The organism is Petrimonas sp., from assembly GCF_963921705.1.
Classification (GTDB): domain Bacteria; phylum Bacteroidota; class Bacteroidia; order Bacteroidales; family Dysgonomonadaceae; genus Petrimonas; species Petrimonas sulfuriphila.
Genome location: NZ_OY997410.1, coordinates 2,854,685 through 2,879,807, shown reverse-complemented (window position 1 = coordinate 2,879,807; position 25,123 = coordinate 2,854,685). Strand labels below are relative to the sequence as shown.

The 25,123-nt window shown below is 44.1% G+C and carries 23 protein-coding genes and 2 tRNA genes; 14 read left to right on the top strand and 11 right to left on the bottom strand.

From position 1 onward, the window contains the following. Positions 1-2 precede the first annotated feature (2 nt). The 7 genes from metH to AACM02_RS12095 all read left to right on the top strand — a co-directional run bounded on the left by metH (position 3) and on the right by AACM02_RS12095 (position 10,422). A complete protein-coding gene (gene metH / locus AACM02_RS12125) occupies positions 3-3,683 on the top strand; it encodes a methionine synthase (protein WP_339117115.1) in 3,681 nt (1,226 codons plus the stop codon). Positions 3,684-3,706: 23 nt separating this feature from the next. Then, on the top strand, positions 3,707-6,589 hold the full coding sequence (locus AACM02_RS12120; protein WP_339117114.1) for a DEAD/DEAH box helicase: 2,883 nt from the start codon (positions 3,707-3,709) through the stop codon (positions 6,587-6,589). A 67-nt stretch (positions 6,590-6,656) separates the two neighbouring features. Then, positions 6,657-7,304 carry a carbohydrate-binding family 9-like protein gene (locus AACM02_RS12115; protein ID WP_214063645.1) on the top strand — a complete coding sequence of 216 codons (648 nt, stop codon included), beginning with the start codon at positions 6,657-6,659 and terminating at the stop codon, positions 7,302-7,304. Positions 7,305-7,354: 50 nt separating this feature from the next. Then, positions 7,355-8,446 (top strand): aminoglycoside phosphotransferase family protein, encoded by a 1,092-nt coding sequence (locus AACM02_RS12110; RefSeq protein ID WP_339117457.1) that lies wholly within the window; start codon positions 7,355-7,357, stop codon positions 8,444-8,446. 100 nt (positions 8,447-8,546) lie between these two features. After that, complete coding sequence (locus tag AACM02_RS12105; RefSeq protein WP_214063643.1) at positions 8,547-9,125, top strand: DUF177 domain-containing protein; 579 nt, start codon at positions 8,547-8,549, stop codon at positions 9,123-9,125. Between the two features lie 35 nt (positions 9,126-9,160). After that, positions 9,161-9,346 carry a 50S ribosomal protein L32 gene (gene rpmF, locus AACM02_RS12100; protein WP_083373212.1) on the top strand — a complete coding sequence of 62 codons (186 nt, stop codon included), beginning with the start codon at positions 9,161-9,163 and terminating at the stop codon, positions 9,344-9,346. Positions 9,347-9,420: 74 nt separating this feature from the next. Beyond that, a complete protein-coding gene (locus tag AACM02_RS12095) occupies positions 9,421-10,422 on the top strand; it encodes a beta-ketoacyl-ACP synthase III (RefSeq protein WP_214063642.1) in 1,002 nt (333 codons plus the stop codon). Between the two features lie 7 nt (positions 10,423-10,429). Here the strand turns inward: AACM02_RS12095 and AACM02_RS12090 are convergent, their stop codons facing one another. The 3 genes from AACM02_RS12090 to AACM02_RS12080 form a co-directional block, all read right to left on the bottom strand. Next, a complete protein-coding gene (locus AACM02_RS12090; protein WP_332456076.1) occupies positions 10,430-10,924 on the bottom strand; it encodes a lipocalin family protein in 495 nt (164 codons plus the stop codon). 68 nt (positions 10,925-10,992) lie between these two features. After that, the gene (locus AACM02_RS12085) at positions 10,993-12,543 is read right to left on the bottom strand and encodes a 4Fe-4S binding protein (RefSeq protein WP_339117113.1); all 1,551 of its coding nucleotides are present in this window, start codon (positions 12,541-12,543) and stop codon (positions 10,993-10,995) included. A gap of 4 nt (positions 12,544-12,547) precedes the next feature. Continuing rightward, positions 12,548-13,933 (bottom strand): aldo/keto reductase, encoded by a 1,386-nt coding sequence (locus tag AACM02_RS12080; RefSeq protein WP_339117112.1) that lies wholly within the window; start codon positions 13,931-13,933, stop codon positions 12,548-12,550. A gap of 290 nt (positions 13,934-14,223) precedes the next feature. Here AACM02_RS12080 and AACM02_RS12075 point away from each other — a divergent pair, with 290 nt between their 5' ends. Both AACM02_RS12075 and AACM02_RS12070 read left to right on the top strand, forming a co-directional pair. Next, entirely contained in the window at positions 14,224-15,294 is a 1,071-nt protein-coding gene (locus AACM02_RS12075) for a glycosyltransferase family 1 protein (protein ID WP_339117111.1), read from the top strand. Beyond that, positions 15,281-16,225 carry a Stealth CR1 domain-containing protein gene (locus AACM02_RS12070; protein WP_214063638.1) on the top strand — a complete coding sequence of 315 codons (945 nt, stop codon included), beginning with the start codon at positions 15,281-15,283 and terminating at the stop codon, positions 16,223-16,225. Before AACM02_RS12075 ends, AACM02_RS12070 begins: the two co-directional genes overlap by 14 nt. A gap of 13 nt (positions 16,226-16,238) precedes the next feature. Here AACM02_RS12070 and AACM02_RS12065 read toward each other — a convergent pair whose 3' ends face one another. From AACM02_RS12065 to AACM02_RS12040, 6 genes are all read right to left on the bottom strand, one after another. Then, positions 16,239-17,231: a Stealth CR1 domain-containing protein gene (locus AACM02_RS12065; protein WP_339117110.1), complete on the bottom strand. Its 993-nt coding sequence runs from the start codon at positions 17,229-17,231 to the stop codon at positions 16,239-16,241. Positions 17,232-17,317: 86 nt separating this feature from the next. Continuing rightward, positions 17,318-17,824, bottom strand: a complete 507-nt coding sequence (purE, locus tag AACM02_RS12060; protein ID WP_214063636.1) for a 5-(carboxyamino)imidazole ribonucleotide mutase — start codon at positions 17,822-17,824, stop codon at positions 17,318-17,320. Between the two features lie 4 nt (positions 17,825-17,828). Further along, entirely contained in the window at positions 17,829-18,209 is a 381-nt protein-coding gene (gene gcvH / locus AACM02_RS12055; RefSeq protein WP_332456072.1) for a glycine cleavage system protein GcvH, read from the bottom strand. 76 nt (positions 18,210-18,285) lie between these two features. After that, entirely contained in the window at positions 18,286-18,894 is a 609-nt protein-coding gene (locus tag AACM02_RS12050; RefSeq protein WP_339117109.1) for a hypothetical protein, read from the bottom strand. Between the two features lie 29 nt (positions 18,895-18,923). After that, a complete protein-coding gene (rpoN, locus tag AACM02_RS12045; RefSeq protein ID WP_332456070.1) occupies positions 18,924-20,375 on the bottom strand; it encodes an RNA polymerase factor sigma-54 in 1,452 nt (483 codons plus the stop codon). Between the two features lie 118 nt (positions 20,376-20,493). Further along, positions 20,494-20,811, bottom strand: coding sequence for a hypothetical protein (locus AACM02_RS12040; protein ID WP_321716230.1), 318 nt, complete (start codon positions 20,809-20,811; stop codon positions 20,494-20,496). Between the two features lie 164 nt (positions 20,812-20,975). Between AACM02_RS12040 and AACM02_RS12035 the strand changes: the two genes are divergently transcribed. Continuing rightward, positions 20,976-21,371 (top strand): hypothetical protein, encoded by a 396-nt coding sequence (locus AACM02_RS12035; RefSeq protein WP_339117108.1) that lies wholly within the window; start codon positions 20,976-20,978, stop codon positions 21,369-21,371. Here the strand turns inward: AACM02_RS12035 and miaA are convergent. Then, positions 21,368-22,303: a tRNA (adenosine(37)-N6)-dimethylallyltransferase MiaA gene (gene miaA, locus AACM02_RS12030; RefSeq protein ID WP_339117107.1), complete on the bottom strand. Its 936-nt coding sequence runs from the start codon at positions 22,301-22,303 to the stop codon at positions 21,368-21,370. The two genes, AACM02_RS12035 and miaA, sit on opposite strands and share 4 nt — an antisense overlap. A gap of 57 nt (positions 22,304-22,360) precedes the next feature. Continuing rightward, positions 22,361-22,918, bottom strand: a complete 558-nt coding sequence (locus AACM02_RS12025) for an IS1096 element passenger TnpR family protein (RefSeq protein ID WP_321716229.1) — start codon at positions 22,916-22,918, stop codon at positions 22,361-22,363. A 183-nt stretch (positions 22,919-23,101) separates the two neighbouring features. Between AACM02_RS12025 and AACM02_RS12020 the strand changes: the two genes are divergently transcribed. The 4 genes from AACM02_RS12020 to AACM02_RS12005 all read left to right on the top strand — a co-directional run bounded on the left by AACM02_RS12020 (position 23,102) and on the right by AACM02_RS12005 (position 25,112). Further along, a tRNA-Asn gene (locus tag AACM02_RS12020) sits at positions 23,102-23,175 on the top strand. A gap of 33 nt (positions 23,176-23,208) precedes the next feature. Further along, positions 23,209-23,282 (top strand) — tRNA-Asn (locus tag AACM02_RS12015). Positions 23,283-23,399: 117 nt separating this feature from the next. Then, positions 23,400-24,353 carry an NAD(P)-dependent oxidoreductase gene (locus AACM02_RS12010; RefSeq protein ID WP_332456067.1) on the top strand — a complete coding sequence of 318 codons (954 nt, stop codon included), beginning with the start codon at positions 23,400-23,402 and terminating at the stop codon, positions 24,351-24,353. Positions 24,354-24,401: 48 nt separating this feature from the next. Beyond that, the gene (locus AACM02_RS12005; protein ID WP_332456066.1) at positions 24,402-25,112 is read left to right on the top strand and encodes a DNA alkylation repair protein; all 711 of its coding nucleotides are present in this window, start codon (positions 24,402-24,404) and stop codon (positions 25,110-25,112) included. Positions 25,113-25,123: the final 11 nt, after the last annotated feature.

Sequence of the window (25,123 nt, the reverse complement as noted above, 5' to 3'; positions counted from 1 at the left end):
GCATGAAAATAAAAGAAATTTTAGAATCCCGCATCCTCATTCTTGATGGTGCTATGGGAACAATGATACAACGTTATAAGCTCACGGAAGAGGAGTATCGCGGCGAACAGTTCAGGGATGCTGCGAAGCTGCAGAAAGGGAACAACGATTTGCTTTCCATTACGCAACCGAAAATCATCGATGAAATTCACCGCAGCTATCTGGCTGCTGGAGCCGATATTATCGAAACCAACACGTTCAATGCCAACGCCATTTCGATGGATGATTACGGAATGGCTCATCTGGTACGGGAAATCAATGCTTCAGCGGCTCAGATCGCGCGAAAAGCCGCCGATGAATTTACGGCTCAAAACCCCAGGAAACCCCGTTTTGTTGCCGGCTCCATTGGCCCCACTAACAAAACTGCATCGATGAGCCCTGATGTGGAAAACCCGATGTACCGTGCCGTAACTTTCGATGATCTGCGCGATGTCTATTACGAACAAATTGACGCCTTGGTGGAAAATGGGGTTGATATCCTGCTGATCGAGACCATTTTCGATACACTCAACGCCAAAGCTGCTCTTTTTGCGACTCACGAAGTGGGGAAAAAAAGGGGCAGGAATATACCTGTCTCCCTCTCAGTAACACTTTCGGATAAGGCGGGAAGGACACTGTCGGGACAAACGATAGACGCTTTTCTTGCATCGGTAAGCCACGCCAACTTACTTTCGGTGGGGTTGAACTGTTCGTTCGGCGCATCGGATATGAAACCCTATGTGAAGCAGCTTCGCCGCGTTTCACCTTTTTACCTGAGCGCTTATCCCAACGCAGGGCTACCCAATCAGCTTGGAGAGTACGATGAGACACCCGAAAAGATGGCCTCCCAAATCCGGGAGTTTATCGATGAGGGATTGGTAAACATCGTTGGCGGTTGCTGCGGAACCACTCCCGAACACATTGCAAAATATGTCGAAATCGTAGCGGATGTTGTGCCACCGGCTCCTGTAGAACAACCCCGGTTGATGCGTCTTTCGGGCCTGGAAGAATTTGTGCTGACGCCCGGAATTAATTTTGTGAATATCGGGGAACGGTGTAACGTAGCGGGCTCACGCAGGTTCTTGCGCCTGATTCAGGAGAAGAAATACGAAGAAGCCCTGCAGATTGCCCGTAAACAGGTAGAAGACGGTGCACAGGTCATCGACATAAACATGGATGATGGGTTGCTCGATGGTGTGCAGGAGATGACCCGTTTTCTCAACCTGCTAGCATCCGACCCGGATATTTCCCGTGTTCCCGTGATGATAGATTCATCGAAATGGGAGGTGATAGAGGCCGGCCTGAAATGTATGCAGGGGAAGTGTATTGTCAACTCCATCTCTTTGAAAAACGGTGAAGTGGAATTTCTGGAGGAAGCCGGAAAGGTAATGTCGTACGGTGCGGCAGTTGTGGTAATGGCTTTCGATGAAAAAGGACAAGCGGATACCTACGGCCGGCGCATCGAAATTTGTGAGAGAGCCTACAGGTTGCTTGTCGGGAACGGTTTTCCTCCTCAAGACATCATTTTCGACCCGAACGTGCTAGCGATTGCTACGGGAATGGAAGAACACCGCAATTACGCCGTAGACTACCTGGAGAGTGTGAAATGGATAAAATCCAATTTACCGGGAGCTAAGGTGAGCGGAGGAGTGAGTAACCTCTCTTTTTCATTCCGGGGAAACAACTATGTCCGGGAAGCGATACACTCGGTTTTCCTCTATCATGCCGTTCAGGCCGGAATGGATATGGGAATAGTCAATCCCACAGAATCGGTGTTGTACGAAGATATACCCGCCGAAGTGAAAGAATTGGTGGAAGATATCATTTTCAATCGCAGGGAAGATGCCACGGAGCGGATGATGGAGTATGCACAGAGCATCAAAAACAAAACCCCGGAAGAATCGAAGGAAAAAGTGCTCGAGTGGCGATCCCTGCCTCTCGAAGAGCGGTTGAGTTATGCTCTCGTGAAGGGGGTCGGTGATTTTATGGACGAAGATATCGCTGAAGCGCTTGCGGTATATCCACGTGCTGTGGATGTTATTGATAAGCCGCTGATGAAAGGGATGAACGTGGTAGGCGATTTGTTCGGCTCCGGGAAGATGTTCCTTCCGCAAGTGGTTAAAGCTGCCCGAACGATGAAAAAAGCTGTTTCCATACTTCAACCTGTTATCGAAGCTGAAAAATCGTCAGGAGCGGCGCAAAAAGCCGGGAAAATCGTGTTGGCTACCGTGAAGGGTGATGTGCACGATATCGGAAAAAACATCGTTTCCATCGTGTTGTCGTGCAACAATTACGAAATTGTGGATTTGGGGGTGATGGTCCCGCCCGAAAAAATTATCGAAACCGTTATTCGTGAACAACCCGATATTGTGGGATTGAGCGGACTAATCACGCCCTCACTCGAAGAGATGGCTGTTGTTGCGGCTGAAATGGAAAAAGCCGGATTCCGGATGCCTCTGCTCATCGGTGGTGCCACCACGTCGAAGTTGCATACGGCCCTGAAAATAGAGCCGAAATACAGTAGGGGAGCAGTGGTATATGTTAAAGATGCATCACAAAGCCCGGGAGTGGTGGCGAACCTGTTAAATCATGAAACGAACGGAAATTATTCCCAACAAGTGCGTGATGAATACGCTGCCCTTCGCGAAAACAGTACGGACAGAAAAGTAGAACTGGTTTCACTTGAAGAAGCGCGGGAAAACGCATATAAGATTGACTGGGAAAATTTTTCTGCCGAAAAACCCCGGATGATGGGAAGAAAAGTGATGAAAAACGTTCCGGTAGAGGTTATAATTCCCTATATCGATTGGAAGTTTTTCTTCCACGGATGGAACCTGTCTGCCAAGTTCGGCTCTGTTGCTAACTCGGATTTCACAGTGGAAGGACGCAATGCCTGGATGGCAAAATTCAAGGACGACGAGCAGGAAAAAGCCGGCGAAGCAGCGAAATTGTACGATGACGCGCGTCGTTTGCTCGATAAGCTGGTAAGCGATAATGCAGGTTATATAAATGCCGTGTTTGGCATATATGCGGCTTACAGCGATGGCGATGATATCGTGGCCGAAGGGGTTCGTATTCCCATGCTGCGCCAGCAAAAGAAGAACGATAAAAACGAATACTTGAGCCTGAGTGATTTTATAGCGCCGGCCTCATCGGGGAAAAAGGATTATATCGGCGCTTTCGCGGTCACTGCCGGAGATGGGGCCGATGAACGGCTGCGCGTTTATGAGGACAAAGGTGATGAATACTCGGTCATGTTGATGAAATCGTTGCTCGAGAGGCTGGCCGAGGCGGTAACCGAGTGGCTGCACCTCGTGATCCGGAAAGATTACTGGGGGTTTGCGGCGGGCGAAAACCTCTCTGTTGCCGATATGCTGGCTTCCAGATACCGGAGCATCCGTCCGGCGGTGGGTTATCCGTCCATTCCCGACCAGACAATGAATTTTGTACTGCACGAGATGCTGGGAACCGATGAAATCGGAATATCGTTGACGGAAAACGGAATGATGAATCCTCCGGCATCGGTCAGCGGTTTTATTTTTGCTCATCCGCAATCGAAGTATTTCGTTATCGGCCCTGTCTCAGAAGAGCAATTACACGATTATGCCCTTCGCCGGAACACGGAAACGGAGAAGATAAGGAAATTTTTATCCGCAAATTTGTAATTCGAGAATAAAGTTTTTTTTGGATGTCCGACCGTCTTATTGTAACCCTTGCCCTTCATCCTAAATTCGGTTATCTGTTGCAACCCGTTTTTGCGTCGTTCGACACCGGAACCGGAGTGTACGCCATTACCGAAACGGCTCATGGCAGCGGTTCGAATTACGAAAACCTGTCGGAGGATGAAAAGAATATTGTGAATGCGGCGGGACGTTTTTCCGACAAGGCGCTGATGAAAACCTACTCGCATGAAAAAGACGAGGCCGCTTTCCTGCAAAAAGTCGCTCCCGAAACCATTCAAACCTATATACGCCCTTTCATCGAGGCGCGGCATAAAGAAATGCTGCTTACCCTGCGCGATACTTCAACACCGCTGTTTCTGCGTGAAAAAATACGCGAACGCGAGTTTTCGGAAGACCGGGCTATCGAGATTCTGGCTTGCCCGTCGAAAATGATTTTCCTTTTCCGCAACGCGGCCACGTTTACCTACTCGGCGCGTGTGCGAAACGGCGGTGAGTCGGTGGCGCTTTTCGGGAGATTTTTTGCGCCGCTTTGCGCCAAACCCGCCCAAGCGGTTATCGGAAACCGGCTGCATTACTTTGAAGATGTGGATGAGAAGAAATTGCGTCCCTTTTTCGTGAAAAAGCAGGTTGAGGTGTCGTCGCGAAACGTTCCCGAATATATCCGCAAATTTGTTGTGCCGTGTGTGAAAGAGTTTGATGTGGTGGCGGAGGGATTTTCCGTGTTTGAACAGACGCATCGGCCGGTAGCTGTTCTCACGCTTGAAACGGGACTGGACCTGATGCCGGTGCTCAACCTGAAATTCCGGTACGGGAAACATCTTTTTGCTATCGACCTTCCGCGAAAGAAAGAAGTTGAACTGCTGGAACAAAACGGCGCGTTTTCCATCGGATGGTTTTTTAGGGACGAGCCGTGGGAACAAAACTGTGTTGATTTGCTTCTGAACAACGGGTTGATCCTCGGCCGAAACAATCAGTTTGCCGTTTGGGGCAATGAAGAAAGTAAAACCGGCATCGTTGAATGGATTAACCGCAATGGAGCCCTGTTGAGGTCATTCGAACTGAATCAGTCGCTCGGGAATTACGTTTACTATACGGGCGAAATTAACCTGGAGTTTGCCGTAAACGGGAAAAGGGACTGGTTTGATGTGTATTGCTTGGTTCGCTTCGATGATGTCGAAATTCCACTTGTCCGCTTCAGGGGGCACATCCTTAACCGCATCACGGAATATCTGTTGCCCGACGGGCGCATTGCCGTGCTTCCGGCGGAATGGTTTGCGCGGTTCGGTGAACTGTTTCGTTTCGGGCGGGCCGTCGGCGACAATATCCGCCTTGCCGGCTACCATTTTCGCGTGAAAGAGTTGGCCGAAAAAGGCGCGTTGCCGGATGAGGAACCGGAGAGCACGATGCTCACGGCCGAAATCCCCGGCGGGTTAAATGCCGTGCTGCGTCCGTATCAACGGTACGGCTTCCGATGGTTGATGCAATTGCAACAAAACCGTTTCGGCGGATGCCTGGCGGATGATATGGGGTTGGGTAAAACGTTGCAGGTCATTGCGATGTTTTTGTGCAATTACACCGGCGGTGAGGCATCGCCGGGAAGCAGGGCGCCCGTTCAGCTCTCGCTTTTCGAGGCGCCCGTTGCCCTTGGCCGGGCAGCAAGCGCCGAGTTTCCCCCGTCGCTTGTCGTGATGCCTACTTCGCTTCTCCACAATTGGTCGAATGAGTTGAGGAAGTTCGCACCGGAGCTGTCCGCTTATGTGCATGCGGGGGCGAGTCGTTTTCGGGACGAGGCTTTCGCACGGCAGTCGAGCCGTTTCCCGATCGTTCTCACTACATACGGAACGGTGCGGCAGGACATCGATTTCCTTCAACATTTCGATTTTCATTACGTGGTGCTCGATGAGAGTCAGAACATCAAAAATCCCGCCTCACAAACCTTTTTATCGGTGAAACGGCTTCGTTCCCGCCACAGGCTTACACTCACGGGCACTCCGGTTGAAAATTCGCCTACCGACCTTTGGACGCAAATGGATTTTTTGAATCCGGGGATTTTGGGTCCGCTCGGCGAGTTCCGGAAACGTTTCCTCATCCCGGCACCGGAAGAGAATGGAGAGGCAGTCCGGTCGCTCCTGAAAATTATTTCGCCTTTTATCCTGCGACGTACCAAGGAGCAGGTCGCGCCGGAATTGCCGTCGCTGACCGAAGAAATCCGCTACTGTGAGATGAGTGAAGAACAGACCGAACGGTATAACCGGGAGAAAAACAGAATCCGGAATACCCTCGTCAAACAATTCTCGGAGGGGAGCCGGAGAATAGGCCTTTCTACGCTGGCAGGCCTGATGCGCCTGCGGCAACTTGCCAATCACCCGGCGCTTGTCGACTGCGGTTTTTCGGGACAATCGGGCAAGTTCGAACAGGTCATCGACACGGTTGAGACCCTTTTTCAAGAAGGGCATAAGGTGTTGGTGTTCTCATCGTTTGTGAAACATTTGCAACTGTTTGCCGATTATTTCGATGCCCGCCGGTGGAAATACGCCTGGCTCACGGGACAGACTATCCGGCGTGAGATCGAAATAACGGAGTTCAACTCCAATCCGGAAGTGCGTGCTTTTTTTATTTCGCTTAAAGCCGGGGGAACGGGACTGAACCTCACCGCCGCCGATTACGTATTTATTCTCGACCCCTGGTGGAACCCGGCAGCCGAGATGCAGGCCGTCAGCCGTGCCCACCGTATCGGGCAGGAACGGAAGGTGACGCTTTACCGGTATATAACACTGGGCACGGTGGAAGAAAAAATCCGCCGTTTACAACAATATAAGTCCGCCCTTTCCGATGCGCTTGTTCGCCCGCAACTCACGATGGAGGAGGCGGAAGAGCTTCTCCGGTAAAAAAGTGGGCGGCATTTTTGTTAAATCCGGGGAAAACCGGTACTTTTGAAAAAAATAATAATTGCTGATGAAAACTCTCAAAGTACCCAAACAACACATTTCGCAATGCGAAACTATTTTTGATTGTATAAATTTATTGCGCGAAGCCGGCGTAGTCGCTAAAATTGACCAGGTGAACTGGAAAAAAGAATTTCCCAAGTCACTTCCTGTTACGGTGCGTGTTGCTCACGATGGAGAAAAAATTTACCTCTGTTTTGAAGTGGTAGGAGAAAAAATACGTGCAGTGAATACAGAGGATTTCGGTTCGGTCTGGGAAGACAGTTGTGTAGAGTTTTTTATGCAGCGGGAAGGCGAAGCCGTTTATAGGAATTTTGAGTGTAATATATTGGGAGCGTTACTTGCAGCAAAGCACGAAACCCGGCAAATAGCGGAAAAACTGACGGAGCATATGTCCTCGATCTCCCGTTTTTCTACGATCAGACACAGGTATGAAAATGATGTACAGGTCAGCGACTGGACGATGTTCCTGATAATTCCCCGACAGGCAATGGGTTTCCATGCCGATGAGAGTTTATCGGGAAAAAAGATCCGGGCAAATTTCTATAAGTGCGGTGATAAGACCCCCGAAACACATTTCATCAGTTGGAGCCCCATCGATTTGCCTTCACCCGATTTTCACGCTCCACAGTTCTTTGGACTGTTGGAAATGGAGTGAGCCGAAACTCGTACAGATAACACAAATATAGTTAAATACATATGCAGGAAATTAGTAAATTGAAAGAGATCGTAGCCCAGTTTGTCGGCGACAGTGAAGAGATCGACGTAAAACCGTTAGGAGCAGGTCACATTAACGATTCATACAAGGTGAAAGCCGGCGAGAAAGAGTATGTGCTACAGCGTATTAATCATTCTATTTTTAAGAACGTACCGAAACTGCAAAGCAATATTCTGCGCGTAACGATGCATATCCGCCAGAAACTGATGGATGCCGGGGTGAACGATATCGACCGTAAGGTGTTGACTCTCGTTCCCACACCCGGCGGAAAACTTTTTTACCAAGATGCAGAGGGTTCTTACTGGCGGATGATGGATTTTATCCGGGATAGCAAAAGTTACGATGAGATAAATCCTGAATTGGCTTACAGGGCCGGACTCGCTTTTGGCGAATTTCAGAAAATGCTGGCTGACCTGCCGGGTGATCCATTGTTTGAAACCATTCCGAATTTTCACAACATTGAATCGAGACTGGAAACGTTCAGGGATTCGGTTAGAGCAAATAAAGTGGGCCGTTTGGTCGAGGTACAGGATCTTGTTAGTGAACTGGAGGCCCGTGCCGATGAAATGTGCAAAGCAGAAAGAATGCACCGGGAAGGGAAATTGATCAAGCGTACCAACCATTGTGATACCAAAGTGAACAATATCCTTTTCGATAAGAACGACCAGGTGTTGTGTGTGGTGGATTTAGATACGGTTATGCCGGGCTATGTATTGTCCGATTTTGGAGATTTTATCCGTACAGGGGCAAATAAAGGTGCTGAAGATGATCAGGATTTAGACAATGTTTCGCTTGATCTGGCCATCTTTGAAGGATATACTAAAGGTTATCTGGAGAATGCTGCTTCTTTCCTTACTGAGGTGGAAATAGAAAACCTTGCTTTCGGCGCCAAGTTACTGACCTATATGCAAACTGTACGTTTTCTGACCGACTATATCGATGGCGATACTTATTACAAAATTGCTTACGGAAACCACAACCTGGTGCGTTCAAAAGCTCAGTTTAAGTTTTTACAGAGCCTTGAACAGAATTTCGATATGATGCAGGAGATTGTGTTAAGTACGGCGGAAAAATATAGATAAAAAACAGCACGGTTTATACGGGAAAATAAATAATGAAAAAAAAGAGCAGTGTGAAGAAAAAATCACTATCTTTGCACCGCTTTATTTTTAGGTAAAAAAAGTGGCAAAGTTCAGCTTATACAATATTCCTTTAAAGAATCTTTCTCAGGGAAAACATACTTATGAGTATGAGTTAGATAGAAAGTTTTTTGAGGCGATTGACGGTGATGAGGTAAAAAAAGGCAATGTCAATGTGGTGTTGACTGTGAAAAAAACTTCATCCACGTATGAGTTTAATTTCGATTTAAAAGGTATTGTTCAAGTGCCTTGTAACCGTTGTCTGGATGACCTGGACCAGGAGATTGATTCTCAAAACCGCTTAGTGGTGAAACTCGGGAAAGAATATTCGGAAGAGAGTGATGAGGTGGTTATTATTCCTGAAGATGAAGGGGAGATCAATATAGCGTGGTTTCTGTATGAGTTTGTGGCGTTGAATATTCCGATAAAGCATGTTCACGAACCGGGTAAATGCAACAAGACCATGTCCACCAAACTTCGTAAACACCGGGCAGTAAGCAGAGATGACGAAGATGACGGTGGTGATATTCCGGACGAAGAAACTGAGTTTGCCGATGAAGAAGAAATAACAGAAAACATCGATCCAAGATGGGAAGGCCTAAAAGGATTGAATTTGGAATAACTTAAAATATAAACGTTAATAAATAAATATACAAAATGGCACATCCAAAACGAAGACAGTCGTCTGCAAGACAAGGAAAAAGAAGATCGCACGACCATGCCAAAATGCCAACTATGGCCATCTGCCCTAATTGCGGAGCATGGCATATCTATCACACTGTTTGTGGTGAGTGCGGGTACTACAGAGGAAAATTGGCAATTGAAAAAGAAGTTGCGGTATAAACTCATTCATTCGTAATAAGCAAAACCCTGAATAACCTTGTTTTTCGGGGTTTTTTTACAATAAAATCAGGATAATGAAGAACTTAAACGCGGTTATTACAGGAGTTGCAGCAGCTGTCCCCGATTATATACTTACCAATGAGGAGCTATCGAGAATGGTAGATACTTCCGACGAGTGGATCATGACTCGTGTGGGAATTAAAGAGAGAAGAATTTTAAAAGGAGAAGAACAGGGAATATCTGTTTTAGGGACAAAAGCAGTAAAGGAACTGCTTGAGAAAACCCACACCAAACCCGAAGAGGTTGATGGTGTGATTTTTGCTACAACAACGCCTGACCATCCCTTCCCATCCGCGGCATCTATCGTTGCTGAAAACAACGGGATAAAAAACGCTTTTTGTTTCGATATGGAAGTGGCTTGCTCGGGGTTTGTATATGGCCTTGAAGTATGTAACGGATTTATCAAGACCGGGAAATACAAAAAAGTTATCCTGATTGCCGGTGATAAAATGTCGGCTGTAACAAACTATACCGACAGGGCTACTTGTCCCCTTTTTGGGGATGCTGCCGGAGCCGTTATGATTGAACCAACGGAAGAAAACTTGGGTATTGTCGATACAATTCTTCGTTCCGATGGTGCAGGTTACGCCCCGCTACAAATGAAAGCCGGTGGAAGTAAGTATCCCGCCACCCACGAAACAGTGGATAACAATGAACATACCGTATATCAGGAAGGAAAAGTCGTATTTAAGTATGCCGTATCCAACATGGCACAGGTCTCGCTCGACATTATGGAGCGTAATAACCTCACTCATGAAGATCTGGATTGGTTTGTGCCTCACCAGGCCAATATCCGCATTATCGATGCCGCCGTGGCTCGCGCCGGAGTTGCCCCCGAAAAAGTAATGATAAATATCGAACGTTATGGCAATACCAGTGCCGGAACCATTCCGCTTTGCTTATGGGAATGGGAGCGCAACCTCCGCAAGGGCGACAACATTATCCTCACCGCGTTCGGAGCAGGCTTCTCTTGGGGAAGTGTCTACCTGAAATGGGGGTACGATGGCAACAAGTAGAAATGATTCACGGACGTTTATTGTGTTCAATCCACAAAAGGTCCGCTACATTATACCCGATATCCTGAGCTATCTTTAAGTATTTGCTTTTTATATCATCCGGGATGCTTGTTTCCCGGGACAGGATCCACAGATACTTTAAACTAGCTCCGGCGACCAATGCGTAGGTATAGTCCGGATCAATGGCAATGACGTTGTAACCCGAGTAAAATGGGCCAAAGAACGACACCTTCAGCATTGCCACATCCTCGGTTGCTACAAATTTTGCTTTTCCCACCGCTTGTTTCCATTCTTCTTTTTTTGTGTGGTACCCTTTATTGTCAACTTTAATGGTTCCGTCGGCATTCAAAGAATATTCAGCAGTGGTGTTGTCCAGGTCTTTCTCGTATTTAAAATCCAGCCTGGCAATCTCGTACCATTTACCAAGATATTTCTCTTTGTCAAAAGGTCTGACGGCAACAGCTCCCTTAGGGAGGGTGGAACAGGAAAAAAATGCGGACATAATGCCAATTACAGTTAGAGATAAGAATAATTGTCTTTTTTTCATTGATTTAAAAAGCTGTGGCCTTGTCAATTCAACGCCAAATGTTTTTTATACCCTTCCACAAATATAGCAGATAGCGGCCTTGCCGGGCAAATATATTCGCAGGCACCGCATCCGATGCACTTGTCTTTGTTCACTACGGGTACAAGCCGCAAATCAACCGTATTTGCGTCCGGCTGACCGGCCGGCGAAAGATAGCTTGCGCCGCTATCGCGGTACTCACGGGTAATGGCATCGGTAGGGCAGATACGCCAGCACCCGTCGCAGTTTACATCATCCTTCACCACGATGCAGTTCTCGCGTACATAAACGGCGTGTCCCATTGCCACTTTGGTCTTATCTCCTTTTGAAAGTTTTGTGATGGCGTCGGTAGGGCAAACATCTGAACAAACAGTGCAGTCGGTACGGCAATAACCGCGTTCAAAAGAGAGAGTAGGCTGCATAACCGCCGTCCATCCATATTCATTAACCGATGGACGGATAATCTTATCGGGACATTGATTGACGCACAGCAGACAAGCCGTACATTTATCGTTGAGGTTGTCGTGACTTAACGACCCGGGAGGAGAAACAGGTATGGAGCGTTTATACCGGTCTTTACGAACGGCAGGAAATTTAATCATGCTTCTCTTTTTTTCTTGAGCCTTTAGCCCGGTTGCGCTAGCGACCATCAGAAGTGAAGTTATGAAAAACTGTCTGCGGGAATTGTTCTCCGAAGAGACACCGACAATCTCCAACGGCTGTTTTTTAGCCGCCTTTTTTATTGAATAGGTCATGCTGCCGTCTTTGCACGATTCAATACAGTTGAAGCAAGTAACACAACGCGTGTAATCGATGGTGTGATTTTTAAAGTCGATGCACGATGCTTTGCAATCTCTGGAGCACCTGCCGCACATGGTGCAGGAGGTTTTATCGATGCGGAGTTTCAGGATGGAGAACTTACTGAGGTAACCGAGAATAGTACCTACCGGACAGAAGGTATTGCAGTAAGTTCGTCCGCTTCTCCATGCCAGAAATCCGATGATCAATAGCGTGAGTGAGGCCAGCACCAACGAGAAAATGCTCTTTATCCAGATTTCGGTAGGGGCAAATGTATAATGCTGAACTCCCAACACCTTTGCAAAAAGATTGTTAACAGCTCCGTAAACCGGACTAACTAATTCGGTAACCATCCGGCCGTATGCTCCGTAAGGATCCAGAATAGCCGAAACAATACCGATTCCGGCAACAACCCCTACAATAAAAACGGCGAGAACTACTATTCTCAGCACCGTTTTTGCAGCGGAAAAACTGTAGCGGCGTGTTTTTTTCGACTTTATTCTTCTGGCGAAGTAAGAAACAATATCCTGATATACTCCTGTAGGACAAATAACCGAGCAGTAAATACGTCCGAAAACCAGAGTGAGCACAGCAAGCACGACCAGTACAACTACATTGAGTGCTAACAGGGCCGGGATAAATTGAAATTCGGCTAAAAAAGCAAAATTCTTGTGCAATACGCCCGAGATATCGAGAAACAGCAGAGAAATAACAATAAAACAGGCTATTGCCAAAGCAATTCTCATTTTCTTTAACATGGTATCAGGTGGTTTTTAATTGTTGAACAAGATTATCGATTTTCAATAAATCGGTGGGGATTTTTATGTTCTGTGGACAAGTAGGTTCACATTCACCGCAATTGATACAATGGTTTGCCTGTTCCAGTTCGGGAATAGTGCGGTTGTAATCTACCAGGAATGCCCTGGAAGCACGTTCGAATTCAGCATCACGTTGCCCTTCGAGATCAGGAAGGTTACTGTCCCAGGTCGCCTTGTTGTAATAAAGCAAGATTCCGGGAATATCAACCCCATACGGACAAGGAACGCAATATTTGCAATCCGTACACGGTATGATTTTGTAGGTGCGGATAATTTCCGCTGCTTTTGCCAACATGTCTTTCTGCTTATCGGTGACCGGAACAAGGGGAGAATAGGTTTTTATGTTTTCCTGTAAATGTTCCATTAACGTCATACCGCTTAACACTACCATTACCTGTGGATGTGAACCCACAAACCGGAAAGCCCACTGCGCAGGTGTGTCGCCAGAACGTTCTTCCTGCATCATTTCCGATACGGCACGGCTTACTTTTGCCAAACGGCTTCCCAGTAACGGCTCCATGATCATAACAGGAATATTTCGTTCCACCAGCCTGTTGTACATGTATTCCGCAGGAACACGGCCGTATTTCCAGTCGAAGTAATTCATCTGGATCATCACGAAATCCCAGTCCACAGGCTCTGCAAGCACCTTGTCAAAAAGAGGCTGATCACCGTGAAAAGACCATCCCAGATTCCGGATGCGTCCTTCTTTCTTTTCATTCAGCAGAAAGTCCAGCATCCCCCATTCTTTGTAAATACGTTCGTACATGACATCGCTGCTTAAGCTGTGCAGGTGATAGTAATCAAAATAATCTACCTGAAGTTTCTCCAATTGTTTGTGATACGTGGCAATGGCATCCTCTCTCGATTTCACACTGCCCGGCAATTTTGTTGCCAGGTAAAAGCTGTTACGGGGGTATTTTTTCAGGAGTTTACCGGTAACAATTTCCGATTCTCCCTGATGATACATCCATGCGGTGTCAAAATAGTTTATGCCATGTGCTATGGCGTAATCCACCAATTGTCCTGCTTTTTCTTCATCGATGAATTTTCTTATCCCTTCGGGTGTTTCTCGTTCCACGGTAGGATAACGCATCGTACCAAAACCGAGAAGCGAAATCTTGTCACCCGTTTTAGACAAGGCTGTATATGTCATTTTGTCGGTAGGAATATTGGTCAAATCCGGAACGGGTTGGCTCTTGTCGGTTTTTTTTGTGCAGCCGCCCAAATATAGGCTTGCCGGAATAACCGCAGCACCCAATCCCATGTATTTCAAAGCTGTTCTTCGCGAAATTTTTTGTTTTCCGTCATTTTCTTTCATAGCATACATGTTTTGTAGTATCTGACAAAAATAGTAAAATTCTTGCAAGATTAATTGTGGACAATATCAATTTTTTCTTTTTTTATTTTAATAAAAAAATAGTGTTGCACATTTTATAGTTATCGGACAATGGCCGGTATTATCGCTACTTTTTTTATTATCTTTGGATCAATATTTTCAAGTGGATGGTATTAAATAGATGCATCTTGCCTTTCTGCCTGACAGGATAGGGTTGTTGCGTTGCATATACATCCTTTTAATCGGTTGTGGGGGGCGGATATAAATTTTAAAAAAAGCTAATGAGAAAGGTATTGGTTGATTTATCAGCCCTGAATAATATATACAGTGGGTTTGGACAGATAGCGTTGACTTACGGCAAATATTTTGACAATAATTATAAAAAAGGAACTGCTCGTTATTCTCTTACATTGCTGGTTCCTGACGATATGATGGGCAAGTTTGGCAACGAGGTCAACTACCTTTCATCATCCAAACGACTCAAAAGACGGTTTCCGTTTTTATTTCCAAAGTTTGATGTTTGGCACTCGACACATCAGTTAAGCAAGTTCAGGCCTTTCTATTCCGGCACAAAACAGATACTGACATTCCATGATCTGAACTATCTGTACGAAAGAAAAGGATTTAGCCGATACAGAAAACACCGTCAAATCCAGGGGAAAATAGACCGGGCAAATCAACTGGTTTGTATCTCTCACTTTACCAAAGAAGAAGTAGAGAGAAACCTGAACCTTAACGGAAAGAAATGCAGCGTGATTTACAATTATGTAGAGCCTTTTAATGAAAGTCTGGCTTCTAAACCCAGTATCGATATCAAAACGCCTTTTTTCTTCTCTATTGGTGCTTTGCGGAAAAAGAAAAACTTCCACGTCTTGCTTGATTTAATGAAGTTATATCCTGAAAAACATCTTTATGTCGCGGGTACTGAAGCCAAAAAAAAGAAAAAGAATGCGTATGCCCTGATGATGAAAGAACGCATCAAAAATGAGAAAATAACGAACGTTACCTTGCTTGGTGGAATTCTGCATAAGGAAAAAATATGGATGTATAAGAACTGCGAGGCTTTTCTTTTTCCTTCGTTGTTTGAAGGCTTTGGGTTGCCGGTAATTGAAGCCATGCAGTTTGGAAAACCGGTGTTCTCTTCAGCGGAAACAAGCCTGAAAGAAATTGGTGGACAGTTTGCTTATTTCTGGGACCATTTTGATGCATACTCCATGAAATCTCTAATAGATAGTAACTTGGAGGGATTTTATAACGACAAAGAATGGATGCGGAAAGAAAAACAATATGCGGAATCATTTTCGACTAACAACCATTTCGAAGAGTATGAAAAGCTATATGAGTCCATATGAAATAGATCTGGTTTATCTGTGGGTCGATGGTAGTGACCCGGAATGGTTGGCCAAAAAAAGAGAATATTTAGAGAATAAAACCGGCTTGAATATCGAAGCCACTTCAAAGGCGCGTATCGCCGACAATGATGAATTAAGATATTCACTGCGTTCTGCAGAGAAATATGCTCCCTGGATCCGGAAAGTTTTTATCGTTACCGATGAGCAAAAGCCCAAATGGCTTAATCTGAAAAACGAAAAGGTGGAAATCATAGATATCCGTGCGCTTATTCCGCCCGAAGCCTTGCCATGTTACAACTCGGTTATCATTGAACATTTTTTATATAAAATTCCCGGCTTATCGGAGCATTTTCTTTACGCTAACGACGATATGTTTTTCAATGCTGAAATAGGTCCTGAATTCTTTTTTAATTCCGAAGGAATGCCGATTGTGCGGTTGCAACGTGCATTTTTAGGAAAGTGGATGAGTCGAATTAGGGGGTTATTCAATATTCCTACCAATATCTATCGAAAGACCATTGACAGAGCAGCCGGATTAATCAAAGAGAAATTTGGGAAATATTATTCCGGAACTCCGCACCATAATATAGATTCGTATCTGAAAACAGATTACAGAAACGTGGTAGAAAAAGATTTCAGGAATGAGATTTTATCGACCCTGATCAATCACCTGAGAAGCGAACACGACATCCAACGGATCGTTTACTTATACTATGCCTTGGTAAAAAAAAGGGGAGTGCTCCGTTACGTGAGCCGAAAAGAATCTTGTCGTATCCGGCTGCAAAAACCTGATTTTATGGATTATATCATGTCGTATAATCCAGTGCTTTTCTGTCTGAACGATACTCATCGGGCAACAGATAAAGATCGTGAGAGGGTGAAGCCCTTTTTAGAAGCTCTCTTTCCTGAAAAATCGGGTTATGAACTGTAGGATAGAGACAATATTACAATTCAAAGCTCGACTTTTCTGGGAGAATACTTTCAAAAGATGCTTTTAATTCTTTGAGCTTTTTATCGTAGTTCCGAATATGTATGTTGTCATTTAAGCAGACAAGTTTGTATTTTTGTTCGCGGACAGCACGGATTGCTTTTTTAGATTTCAAAATAAGAGGGAACATCTTTGTGTCTTGATAGGTGTTGTAGGGTAGGAATTTTGAAGTGCAAATTTGCCAGGTCTTGAATAATTCAGGTGTAAGGTCGGAAGAACTTCTGAACCTGTTTTTCGACATTTCGGTCAATTCCTTTCCACAATTATCCCAAACTTCATGAAACGTAGATTTTAGAAAAGGCTGCGCATTGTGCGGGGTTCGCAGTGTCACAAACTTATTGTATGGTTTTAGCAGATATGCTAACCTTCTCCTTTTGCCGTACGATTCATGAAACCATTTATCGTAATCCCTTTTTAAAACCTCTTTTTTATCAAAAAACTTATTGATCAGTCTGATGTTATTCTTCAGCATCTTACCAAACTGAGAACGTCCAAAGTTAGTGCGAAAAGTGGCAATGTCTTTAGGAAGTCCATTTTCGAAGAAACGAGTTGCAGGGGTATGGTCTGTTACAAAAAAATCATCGTTAAAATAGACAAATTGTTCCGCTAAATCGGGGATTTTATGCAAATAAATTTCTATCAAATTTGAATTGAATACAGGTAGATATTGTTCAGGAATAAAATCTTCGTGATTAACTATATGCAGTTTTGAATGATTCTCATTTAGCCATTCTGGTTTTTGTCCGCAGGTGACAAAATGAATTTTTCGTACCCAAGGGGTAAATTTTTCTATTCCCCTGAACCAGTATTTTAGTAGCCCATAGTCTCTGAATCTAGCTTCTGACAACTCATTTACCGTGTTGTCTATTTTCCCCGAATAGATGGCAAAATCTTTTTGCCATCTCGGGTCATTCATATCTACCCAGGTTATTACAAAATCAATTTCCACTTCTTTGTTTTAAGAATTCAGGCGAAAGAATAAAAAATACCAACAAATCGTGAGGTTGTTGGAATAGTTTTCTGCTGACAGTTTATTTAATTTGTTTTGAATTTAAATTTGATGCCTGCCAGTTCTTCGTTAGCTTGAGTGATTTTACTCTTCAGGTCCTCTTTGTAGGTTGCCAATTTTTGCCGGAGTGATTCATCTCCAGTTGCGATCATCTGCAACGCAAGAATAGCGGCGTTAAGTGATCCGTTAATGCCAACAGTGGCAACCGGGATTCCCGGAGGCATTTGCACGATGGCAAGCAGTGCGTCCATACCGTCCAGTGAAGCTTTTATAGGGACGCCGATAACGGGAAGTGTGGTCATTGACGCAATTACACCCGGCAAATGGGCCGCCATCCCAGCTGCTGCTATTATAACCTTTATTCCCCGTTTTTCGGCATTCCTGGCAAATTGCTCAACAGCTTCGGGTGTGCGATGTGCAGAAAGTGCGTTTATTTCGAACGGAACTTCCATTTCGTCAAAAAAACAGGCAGCCTTTTCCATGACGGGTAAGTCGGAAGTACTGCCCATTATTATACTTATTATTGGATCCATCTGTTTACTGTCCTATGAGGGCTTTGTACGCATCACTTGAGAGAAGCTCATTGAGATCGGCTTCCTCTTCGATAGTTACTTTTACGATCCATCCTTCTCCGTAGGGATCTTGGTTTACCAGTTCAGGTTGGTCATCCAGCTTGGGATTGACTTCAAGTACCTCGCCGGTTATGGGCATCAAAAGATCAGAAACGGTCTTTACTGCCTCAATACTGCCAAAAACGGCTCCTTTGTCAACCTTTTCTCCTTCTGTTGTGATATCAACAAAAACAATTTCTCCCAGTTCGCTTTGTGCGAAATCGGAAATGCCGATGTAAGCCTCGTTTCCGTCAACTTTCACCCATTCATGGTCGCTTGAATACTTTAAATTTTCAGGAAAATTCATAGAAGTTATTTTTTTAATGTGAGTGGTTTTAATTGTAGGGTAAAAATACTATATATTTTCTTTACTGCAAAATCTTTCATGTCCCGATCCATACAAAGAGAAAAGAAATGATAAATCCGAGGAAAAACCCTCCGACAACCTGTCCGAAAGTATGTCTTCGTAATATTAATCTCGATACGCCAACCAATCCGGCTACTGCGAAAAGTGCCATGAACAGGTAAAAGGGATTGGATTTTTCAATGAAATAACTTACCGACATTACCCCCCCCAGCAAACCGCCGATACCGAACATATGAGCGCTAATTTTCCACCAAATGGTAATGAATATAGCGATGAGGATAACCGCAATGGAAGAAGCAACAAGCATAAGAAACCATCCAGGCATTCCAATCCGGTAATAGTAAAATATCATAACGAGGTAAGAAACCAACACAATGGAATAGGGGATAAAACGTTCCTTTCGGATCTTGAGTGACAGGTCGGAAATTAATTTCAATTTGTATACCGCGTAGATAAGGATACCGGGAACCGCAAATGAAAAAAGAATCACAGGTGCCATTATTGTCCAAAACTGATTGGCAAACAATAATTTGAAATGCGTGTAAACAAAAAGCAGTAAAATACTGTATACAGGCATTAATAACGGCTGGAAAACTGACGATATAATTCGGGCAAATTGATTCATTGCTGGGTTATGCTTTTGAAACGGCAAAGTTAAATTTTTTTTCTTAAACGTGCCACAGGAATATTCAACTGTTCGCGATATTTTGCGACTGTTCGACGGGCAATGATGTACCCTTTATTGTTCAACAGTGCGGTCAGCTGCTCGTCGGTAAGCGGTTTGGAGGGATTCTCGTTTTCAATGCACTCCTTCAGGAGAGATTTTACTTCGCGAGACGATATATCTTCTCCTGCTTCGTTTTGCATCGCTTCGGAAAAGAAAAACTTCAGTGGATAAACGCCGTTATTGGTTTGTACGTATTTACTGTTGCTTACCCGGGATATGGTGGATATGTCGAACCCTGTCTTTTGGGCAATGTCTTTAAGGATCATGGGTTTGAGCATTGTCTCGTCTTCTGTGACGAAAAAATCGTATTGAAAATTTACAATGGCCTCCATGGTTCTCTGCAGCGTGTTTTGCCGTTGTCGGACTGCATCGATAAACCATTTTGCCGAATCTACCTTTTGTTTCATAAACAAAACGGCTTGCTTGGCATCGTTGCTCATACTCTCTTTGTTTTGAGCGTATCCTTGCAGCATTTCGGAAAAGTCGCGGTTTATTTTTAACTCCGGGATATTTTTGTTGTTCAGGTACATGCTGATTTCACCGTTGTAAGACTCCACGATAAAGTCAGGGGTAATGTTGCTCATGGCCACTTCTATTGAATCACCCAAAGCACTGCCGGGCTTGGGGTTGAGTGAAACTATCTCATGGATGGCATCGCGTAAGTCGTCTTGTGAAATATTTAGTTGACGCATGATTTTCTCGTAGTGTTTACGCGAAAACTCTTCGAAATAATTGGAAATAATTTCCAGCGCCAACCTATTTCCCTTTGTAGGCTCGTTCCGTTGCAACTGAAGCCTGAGGCATTCCTGCAAATCACTTGCTCCAACACCTGCGGGGTCGAGATCCTGGATTATTTCCAGGATGGATTGTAAATTCGTTTCCGGAACATCCAGGTTTTGTTGAAACAACAGGTCATCGGATATGGCTTGCAGGCTTCGTTGCAGATACCCGTTCTCATCAAGGTTACCGATAATGTACTCGGCAATTTTCTGATCCCGGGCATTCAGTTGGCGTAAACCAATCTGTTCCAGCAGAATTTCATTGAGGCTTTTATCATCCGAGTAAGTTGCTTCGATAAAATCGGGTTCGCTTTTTCTGTGGGATTTGTTTAACTGGTAATCCGGGATATCTTCTTCGGAAAAATAATCACCCAACACAATATCCTCTTCCGACAAGTTATCTTCACTTTCCGGAAACTCATCGGAACTTTCCGGATTAAGCTCTTCATTTCCTTCTTCCAACGCAGGATTATCTTCCAGCTCCTGCTTTATTTTGTCTTCCAGCTCTACAGAATTCAATTCAACCAGTTTTATCACCTGCATCTGTAGAGGCGATAACTTTTGAGTTTGTTTGAGTTCCTGTTGTTGCCTAAGTGCCATAAATGACTTCTAATCCTATTTTGAGAAAACAAAGATAGCTAAATAACCTTTTTTGTTATTCAACTTAACTATTTTTTTGTCAATACCGTTGAGAGGAATCGGCCTGCCAAGCGTAGAACTAACAATCGTCATCGTCATATCCTGCTTTACAGGTAAGCGGAGCGAGTGCGTAAGCGTCGTACTCATCATAGGCCGGGCCGGGTTTACCGTTGTAAACAATGATCCGGTCGGTCCTCACCTCATCACCGTTTTCGAAAACCATAAATTGTCCCGATTCTTGTTTACTAACGATTGCTGTTACTTTTCCGTTCGATTCTTTCAGATGCGGAAACTGATTCGCGTCAAAATAGATCACCTTGACCGAACCTTTTTTGATTTCTTGTTGAAACAGATCAAAAAAATCGGGATCAATGGGGGTGTATGCAGACAGTTTCATTTCTTTATTCTCCTTTCATGGATTAAACAGTGCAATATGGGTTTGAGTTCATTCAGTTCTTTATGTATGCTTTATATATTTTTATTTTAAGAGTTTTCTTGTGCGAAAAATTTATATCTTTGGTCATATAAATTCAAAAATCTTTCTTTCAAAAATCAATAGTTATGAGAAGATTATTTGTCGTTTTGGGGTTGTTTTTGACAACAGGAGTCTTTTTTATTGTAAATGCACAAAGTAATAAAATCGTACTGGGAGAGTGGAAGTACAGTGTGCCGGAAGCACCTTTCGGATACGAAAAAGGGGTGATTTTCCTTGAAGAAAAGGATAAGTCATTATCGGGCAATCTCGTTTTCGATTCAGGTCTTAAGGTGAAGTTATCCGATGTTTTTCTCAAATCCGACACATTAAAATTGGGTGTTTATGTTGAATCGGAGTATGTTACTGTAGTTTCGAAGGTCAAAGGCAATGAAATGGAGGGTAAGGTAGATACTTCCATGGGGGTTATGAGGCTGAAAGCCGAGAAAATTGTACCGCAGACCAAAAAGAAACAGGGAAGTTAACCGTCGGTTTTTTTCCCCATCCGATTGCATTGGGAAATCAGGTGAATGCTTTTTTCTACTGCATCCAATTTATTATTGGAAAGGTCGATCCAGTTAATCTCCTTGTCCCTTTTGAACCACGTCATTTGTTTGCGGGCATAGTTTCGAGAATGTTGTTTTATTTTCCCGATGGCAAAATCAAGGGTGCAATTCCCGTCGAAATAATCGAAAAGTTCTTTGTACCCCACGGTATTTAAAGAATTCAGGTGTCGTTTCGGATAAAGTTCACAGGCTTCTTTCACTAAGCCGTCCTCAATCATTTGGTCAACGCGACGGTTGATACGTTCATATAATTCTTCCCGCGGGCGCATAAATCCGATTTTTACAATGTTAAAATTCCTTTCTTTTCTCGGATTCGTTCGCAGTGATGAATATGGCCTTCCTGCCATAAGGCATACTTCGAGCGCATGAATTACCCGCTTGGGATTTTTCAAGTCGACCTGGTTGTAAAAAACCGGATCCAAGATTTTCAGGCGGGAACGAATAGCATCCAACCCTTCTTTCAGGTAAAGGTCATGAATTTCTTTTCGTAATTTTTCGTCGATGGTCGGGATTTCGTCAATCCCTTGACAAACAGCATCGATGTACATCATTGAGCCACCAGACATCACCACAAACGAATGGGTTTGCAGAAGGTTTTCGATAAGCGGAACAGCATCTTCCTCAAACTGGCTGGCACTGTAATAATCTTCAGGTTCAAGAGTTCCTACAAAGTAGTGGGGAATACGTCCTAGTTGATCGTTGGTAGGCGCCGCCGTACCGATGACCATTTGTTTGTATATTTGCCTGGAATCTGAGGATATTACGGGGCTATTCAACCGTTCAGCTATCTGAAGGCTTACTTCAGTTTTGCCCACGCCTGTAGGTCCCAGAAGCACGAGCAAAGTGTTCATAAAACAGGTAGTTTGTTGCGGTTCAGGAAGATGATTATTTCGTCAAAACAAGTGAAGTCAATAGAGGTCGCTTTCTTCTGCTGATATCTCAATATCGTCTAACCCGTCGAAGCCCTCTTTGTCGAGTTCGTTCAAATCGAAACTTTCATCTCCGAAAAAGGACTCATCTACGTCCAGCGATGCCGAGGTGCTTGCGATCTCATCGAAATTAAGGAATTGTTTAGGCGCTTCTCCTACGGAGAGTGTACATATCGGTTTTTTCAAGCTTTTACCGGTAATAATCTCCGAGAGCTCAATAAACAATGCTCTCTCGGTAAGGTAGTCAAATACGAAAAGCAATTTTTGTTTTTCATCTTCCAAGTAGTCGTTCAGCACGCATTCAGCCATCGTATAAGGGTCTTCATCGGAATAAGTGTCCATTTCCACAAGAGTGATTTCCTGCTCTTTACGCCAGTTGTCGTCACAAAGAAAGAAAGAAGCCATCTCGCTTTCATTGAAACCGGTGCAGTCGACAATCGCTTTGAATAAATCCAAGAAAGTATTGTCGGCATCTATTTTTATTTCTCTTTTGAAGTTTTCTACTTCATCCGATATAATTGCGAATCTGAAAATCATAAAAAAGCGTTTTAATACTCGTTTATTTGATTTCAAAGGTAATAAAAACTTTTTTAAATAAAAGATGATTTATCTACAAAAACTTGTGTTGAAAACATCTCCGATAATTTTATGACAAAGCTGTTGGAATATTTGAAAATTTGTAGTACTTTTGCATCACTTTTCTGAAAAGAAATATAAAATTCTTCAGTAGCTCAGTCGGTTAGAGCATCTGACTGTTAATCAGAGGGTCGCTGGTTCAAGTCCAGCCTGAAGAGCGAAAAATAACGTTAGAAAAAGAGAAGTGAAATTCTTCAGTAGCTCAGTCGGTTAGAGCATCTGACTGTTAATCAGAGGGTCGCTGGTTCAAGTCCAGCCTGAAGAGCGAAAAGAGAGTGGGTAGTAATGCTCACTCCTTTTTCTTTTAGTGTGTATGATATTTTCAGAATGTCCCTCGTAAACAATTTTGCGCAACGCTCGTTTAATGAAAAACAATCCGATCATGAAGAAAATTCTTATAACAACTGCCCTGCACAGAGAATCTTTAGCAGAACTTTTTGAGAAGTTTGAAGTTTTTATGCCACAGGATAAAGACATGAAACGCGACCAGGTACTGGAAATGATTTCTGATTATGAGGTTGTAATACCTAACTTCAGTTTTTTTACCGATAAGGAAATAATGGACAGGGGAGTGAGGTTGGAGGTGATTGCTAACTACGGTGTCGGTTACAATAATATTGATGTGGAATACGCAACCCAGAAAGGAATTGTGGTAACCAACATTCCCAAAACGACGTGCGAACCTACGGCTGAATTGGCATTTGCCTTGTTGCTTGCCGCAGGAAGGCGAATTGGGTATTATGACCGGAAGCTACGCGAACACCGGGCGGTTGACTGGGGTGTGTACGGAGATGCCGGATTGCCTATTTTTGGAAAAACCTTGGGTATAATCGGAATGGGAAGAATCGGACAAGCCCTGGCGCGACGTGCAGTAGCTTCAGGGATGAATATAATCTATCATAACCGGAACCGGTTAAGTCCGGAAATTGAAGAACGTTATGGTGCTTCATACGTCTCTTTTGATGAGTTACTGCGAATGGCAGATTTTATTTCACTGAATGCACCTTCCACTTCTCAAACCTTAAAGTTGATCGGAGAAAAAGAGTTTTCCGTAATGAAACCTACAGCGGTATTTATTAATACAGCCCGAGGAAATATGGTCGATGAAAAAGCATTGGCTCAAGCGCTGAAAGAAAAAAAAATATGGGCTGCCGGGCTTGATGTATATGAAAATGAACCAAAAATCTCTTCCGAGTTACTGGTGTTGGATAATGTGGTACTTTCGCCTCATGCCGGAACCAGAACCATTGAAGACCGTCATCGGATGGCGGAGGAAATGGTACATAATATTATTGGTTTTTACGAAGGCAAATACGAGGTGTCCCGGGTAAATTGATGGACGTAGAGTTTTGAACACAATACCCTACGCTAAATTCTAATTAGCATGACAGCAGAAAGTGTAAAACAACAGGTGTTCTCTTTTGGAAATCCCCAAAAAGCAGAACATTCCAAGTATTTTTTCAAGACCGGAAAAGGTCAGTACGGTGAAGGCGACCGGTTTATAGGAAGTACTGTCCCCGAAACGAGAAAGGTGGCTAAAGCTAACAAAAACCTTTCGTTTGACGAACTCGGGAAACTGTTGAATGACGAGTATCACGAATGTCGTTTTTGTGCTTTGGTCATTCTGTCTGAGCAATTTGAAAAAGCCTGCGACACGGGGCGTAAAGAAATTTTTGAATTTTACCTTGCCCATACTCACGGTATCAATAATTGGGACCTGGTGGACGTGTCGGCTTACCATATTGTAGGGGAGTGGCTTCTGGACAAAGACAGGTCGGTCCTGTATCAACTGGCCAGCAGTGAAAACCTCTGGGAACAACGGATAGCCATTATTTCCACATTGGCCTTTATCCGAAAAAAAGATTTTACAGATACGTTGAAACTTGCTGAAAAGTTTCTTACCCATCGTCACGATTTAATGCACAAAGCCTGTGGCTGGATGTTGCGTGAAGCCGGTAAACGCGATGAAAAAACATTAACCTGTTTTCTGGACGCACATTATACGGAAATGCCCCGGACAATGCTGCGATACGCCATCGAGAAGTTAACGCCGGAGCAGAAAAAAAAGTACATGATGAAAGAAGTCCAGAATTAGCACCCATTATC

Coding starts and splice junctions, on each gene's coding strand:
- metH (WP_339117115.1), top strand. CDS start 3: ATGAAAATAAAAGAAATTTTAGAATCCCGCATCCTCATTCTTGATGGT.
- AACM02_RS12070 (WP_214063638.1), top strand. CDS start 15,281: ATGAGTCCATATGAAATAGATCTGGTTTATCTGTGGGTCGATGGTAGT.
- AACM02_RS12035 (WP_339117108.1), top strand. CDS start 20,976: ATGAGAAGATTATTTGTCGTTTTGGGGTTGTTTTTGACAACAGGAGTC.
- AACM02_RS12040 (WP_321716230.1), bottom strand. CDS start 20,811: ATGAAACTGTCTGCATACACCCCCATTGATCCCGATTTTTTTGATCTG.
- rpmF (WP_083373212.1), top strand. CDS start 9,161: ATGGCACATCCAAAACGAAGACAGTCGTCTGCAAGACAAGGAAAAAGA.
- AACM02_RS12120 (WP_339117114.1), top strand. CDS start 3,707: ATGTCCGACCGTCTTATTGTAACCCTTGCCCTTCATCCTAAATTCGGT.
- AACM02_RS12090 (WP_332456076.1), bottom strand. CDS start 10,924: ATGTCCGCATTTTTTTCCTGTTCCACCCTCCCTAAGGGAGCTGTTGCC.
- gcvH (WP_332456072.1), bottom strand. CDS start 18,209: ATGAATTTTCCTGAAAATTTAAAGTATTCAAGCGACCATGAATGGGTG.
- AACM02_RS12005 (WP_332456066.1), top strand. CDS start 24,402: ATGACAGCAGAAAGTGTAAAACAACAGGTGTTCTCTTTTGGAAATCCC.
- rpoN (WP_332456070.1), bottom strand. CDS start 20,375: ATGGCACTTAGGCAACAACAGGAACTCAAACAAACTCAAAAGTTATCG.
- AACM02_RS12050 (WP_339117109.1), bottom strand. CDS start 18,894: ATGAATCAATTTGCCCGAATTATATCGTCAGTTTTCCAGCCGTTATTA.
- miaA (WP_339117107.1), bottom strand. CDS start 22,303: ATGAACACTTTGCTCGTGCTTCTGGGACCTACAGGCGTGGGCAAAACT.
- AACM02_RS12115 (WP_214063645.1), top strand. CDS start 6,657: ATGAAAACTCTCAAAGTACCCAAACAACACATTTCGCAATGCGAAACT.
- AACM02_RS12085 (WP_339117113.1), bottom strand. CDS start 12,543: ATGTTAAAGAAAATGAGAATTGCTTTGGCAATAGCCTGTTTTATTGTT.
- purE (WP_214063636.1), bottom strand. CDS start 17,824: ATGGATCCAATAATAAGTATAATAATGGGCAGTACTTCCGACTTACCC.
- AACM02_RS12025 (WP_321716229.1), bottom strand. CDS start 22,918: ATGATTTTCAGATTCGCAATTATATCGGATGAAGTAGAAAACTTCAAA.
- AACM02_RS12095 (WP_214063642.1), top strand. CDS start 9,421: ATGAAGAACTTAAACGCGGTTATTACAGGAGTTGCAGCAGCTGTCCCC.
- AACM02_RS12080 (WP_339117112.1), bottom strand. CDS start 13,933: ATGTATGCTATGAAAGAAAATGACGGAAAACAAAAAATTTCGCGAAGA.
- AACM02_RS12010 (WP_332456067.1), top strand. CDS start 23,400: ATGAAGAAAATTCTTATAACAACTGCCCTGCACAGAGAATCTTTAGCA.
- AACM02_RS12075 (WP_339117111.1), top strand. CDS start 14,224: ATGAGAAAGGTATTGGTTGATTTATCAGCCCTGAATAATATATACAGT.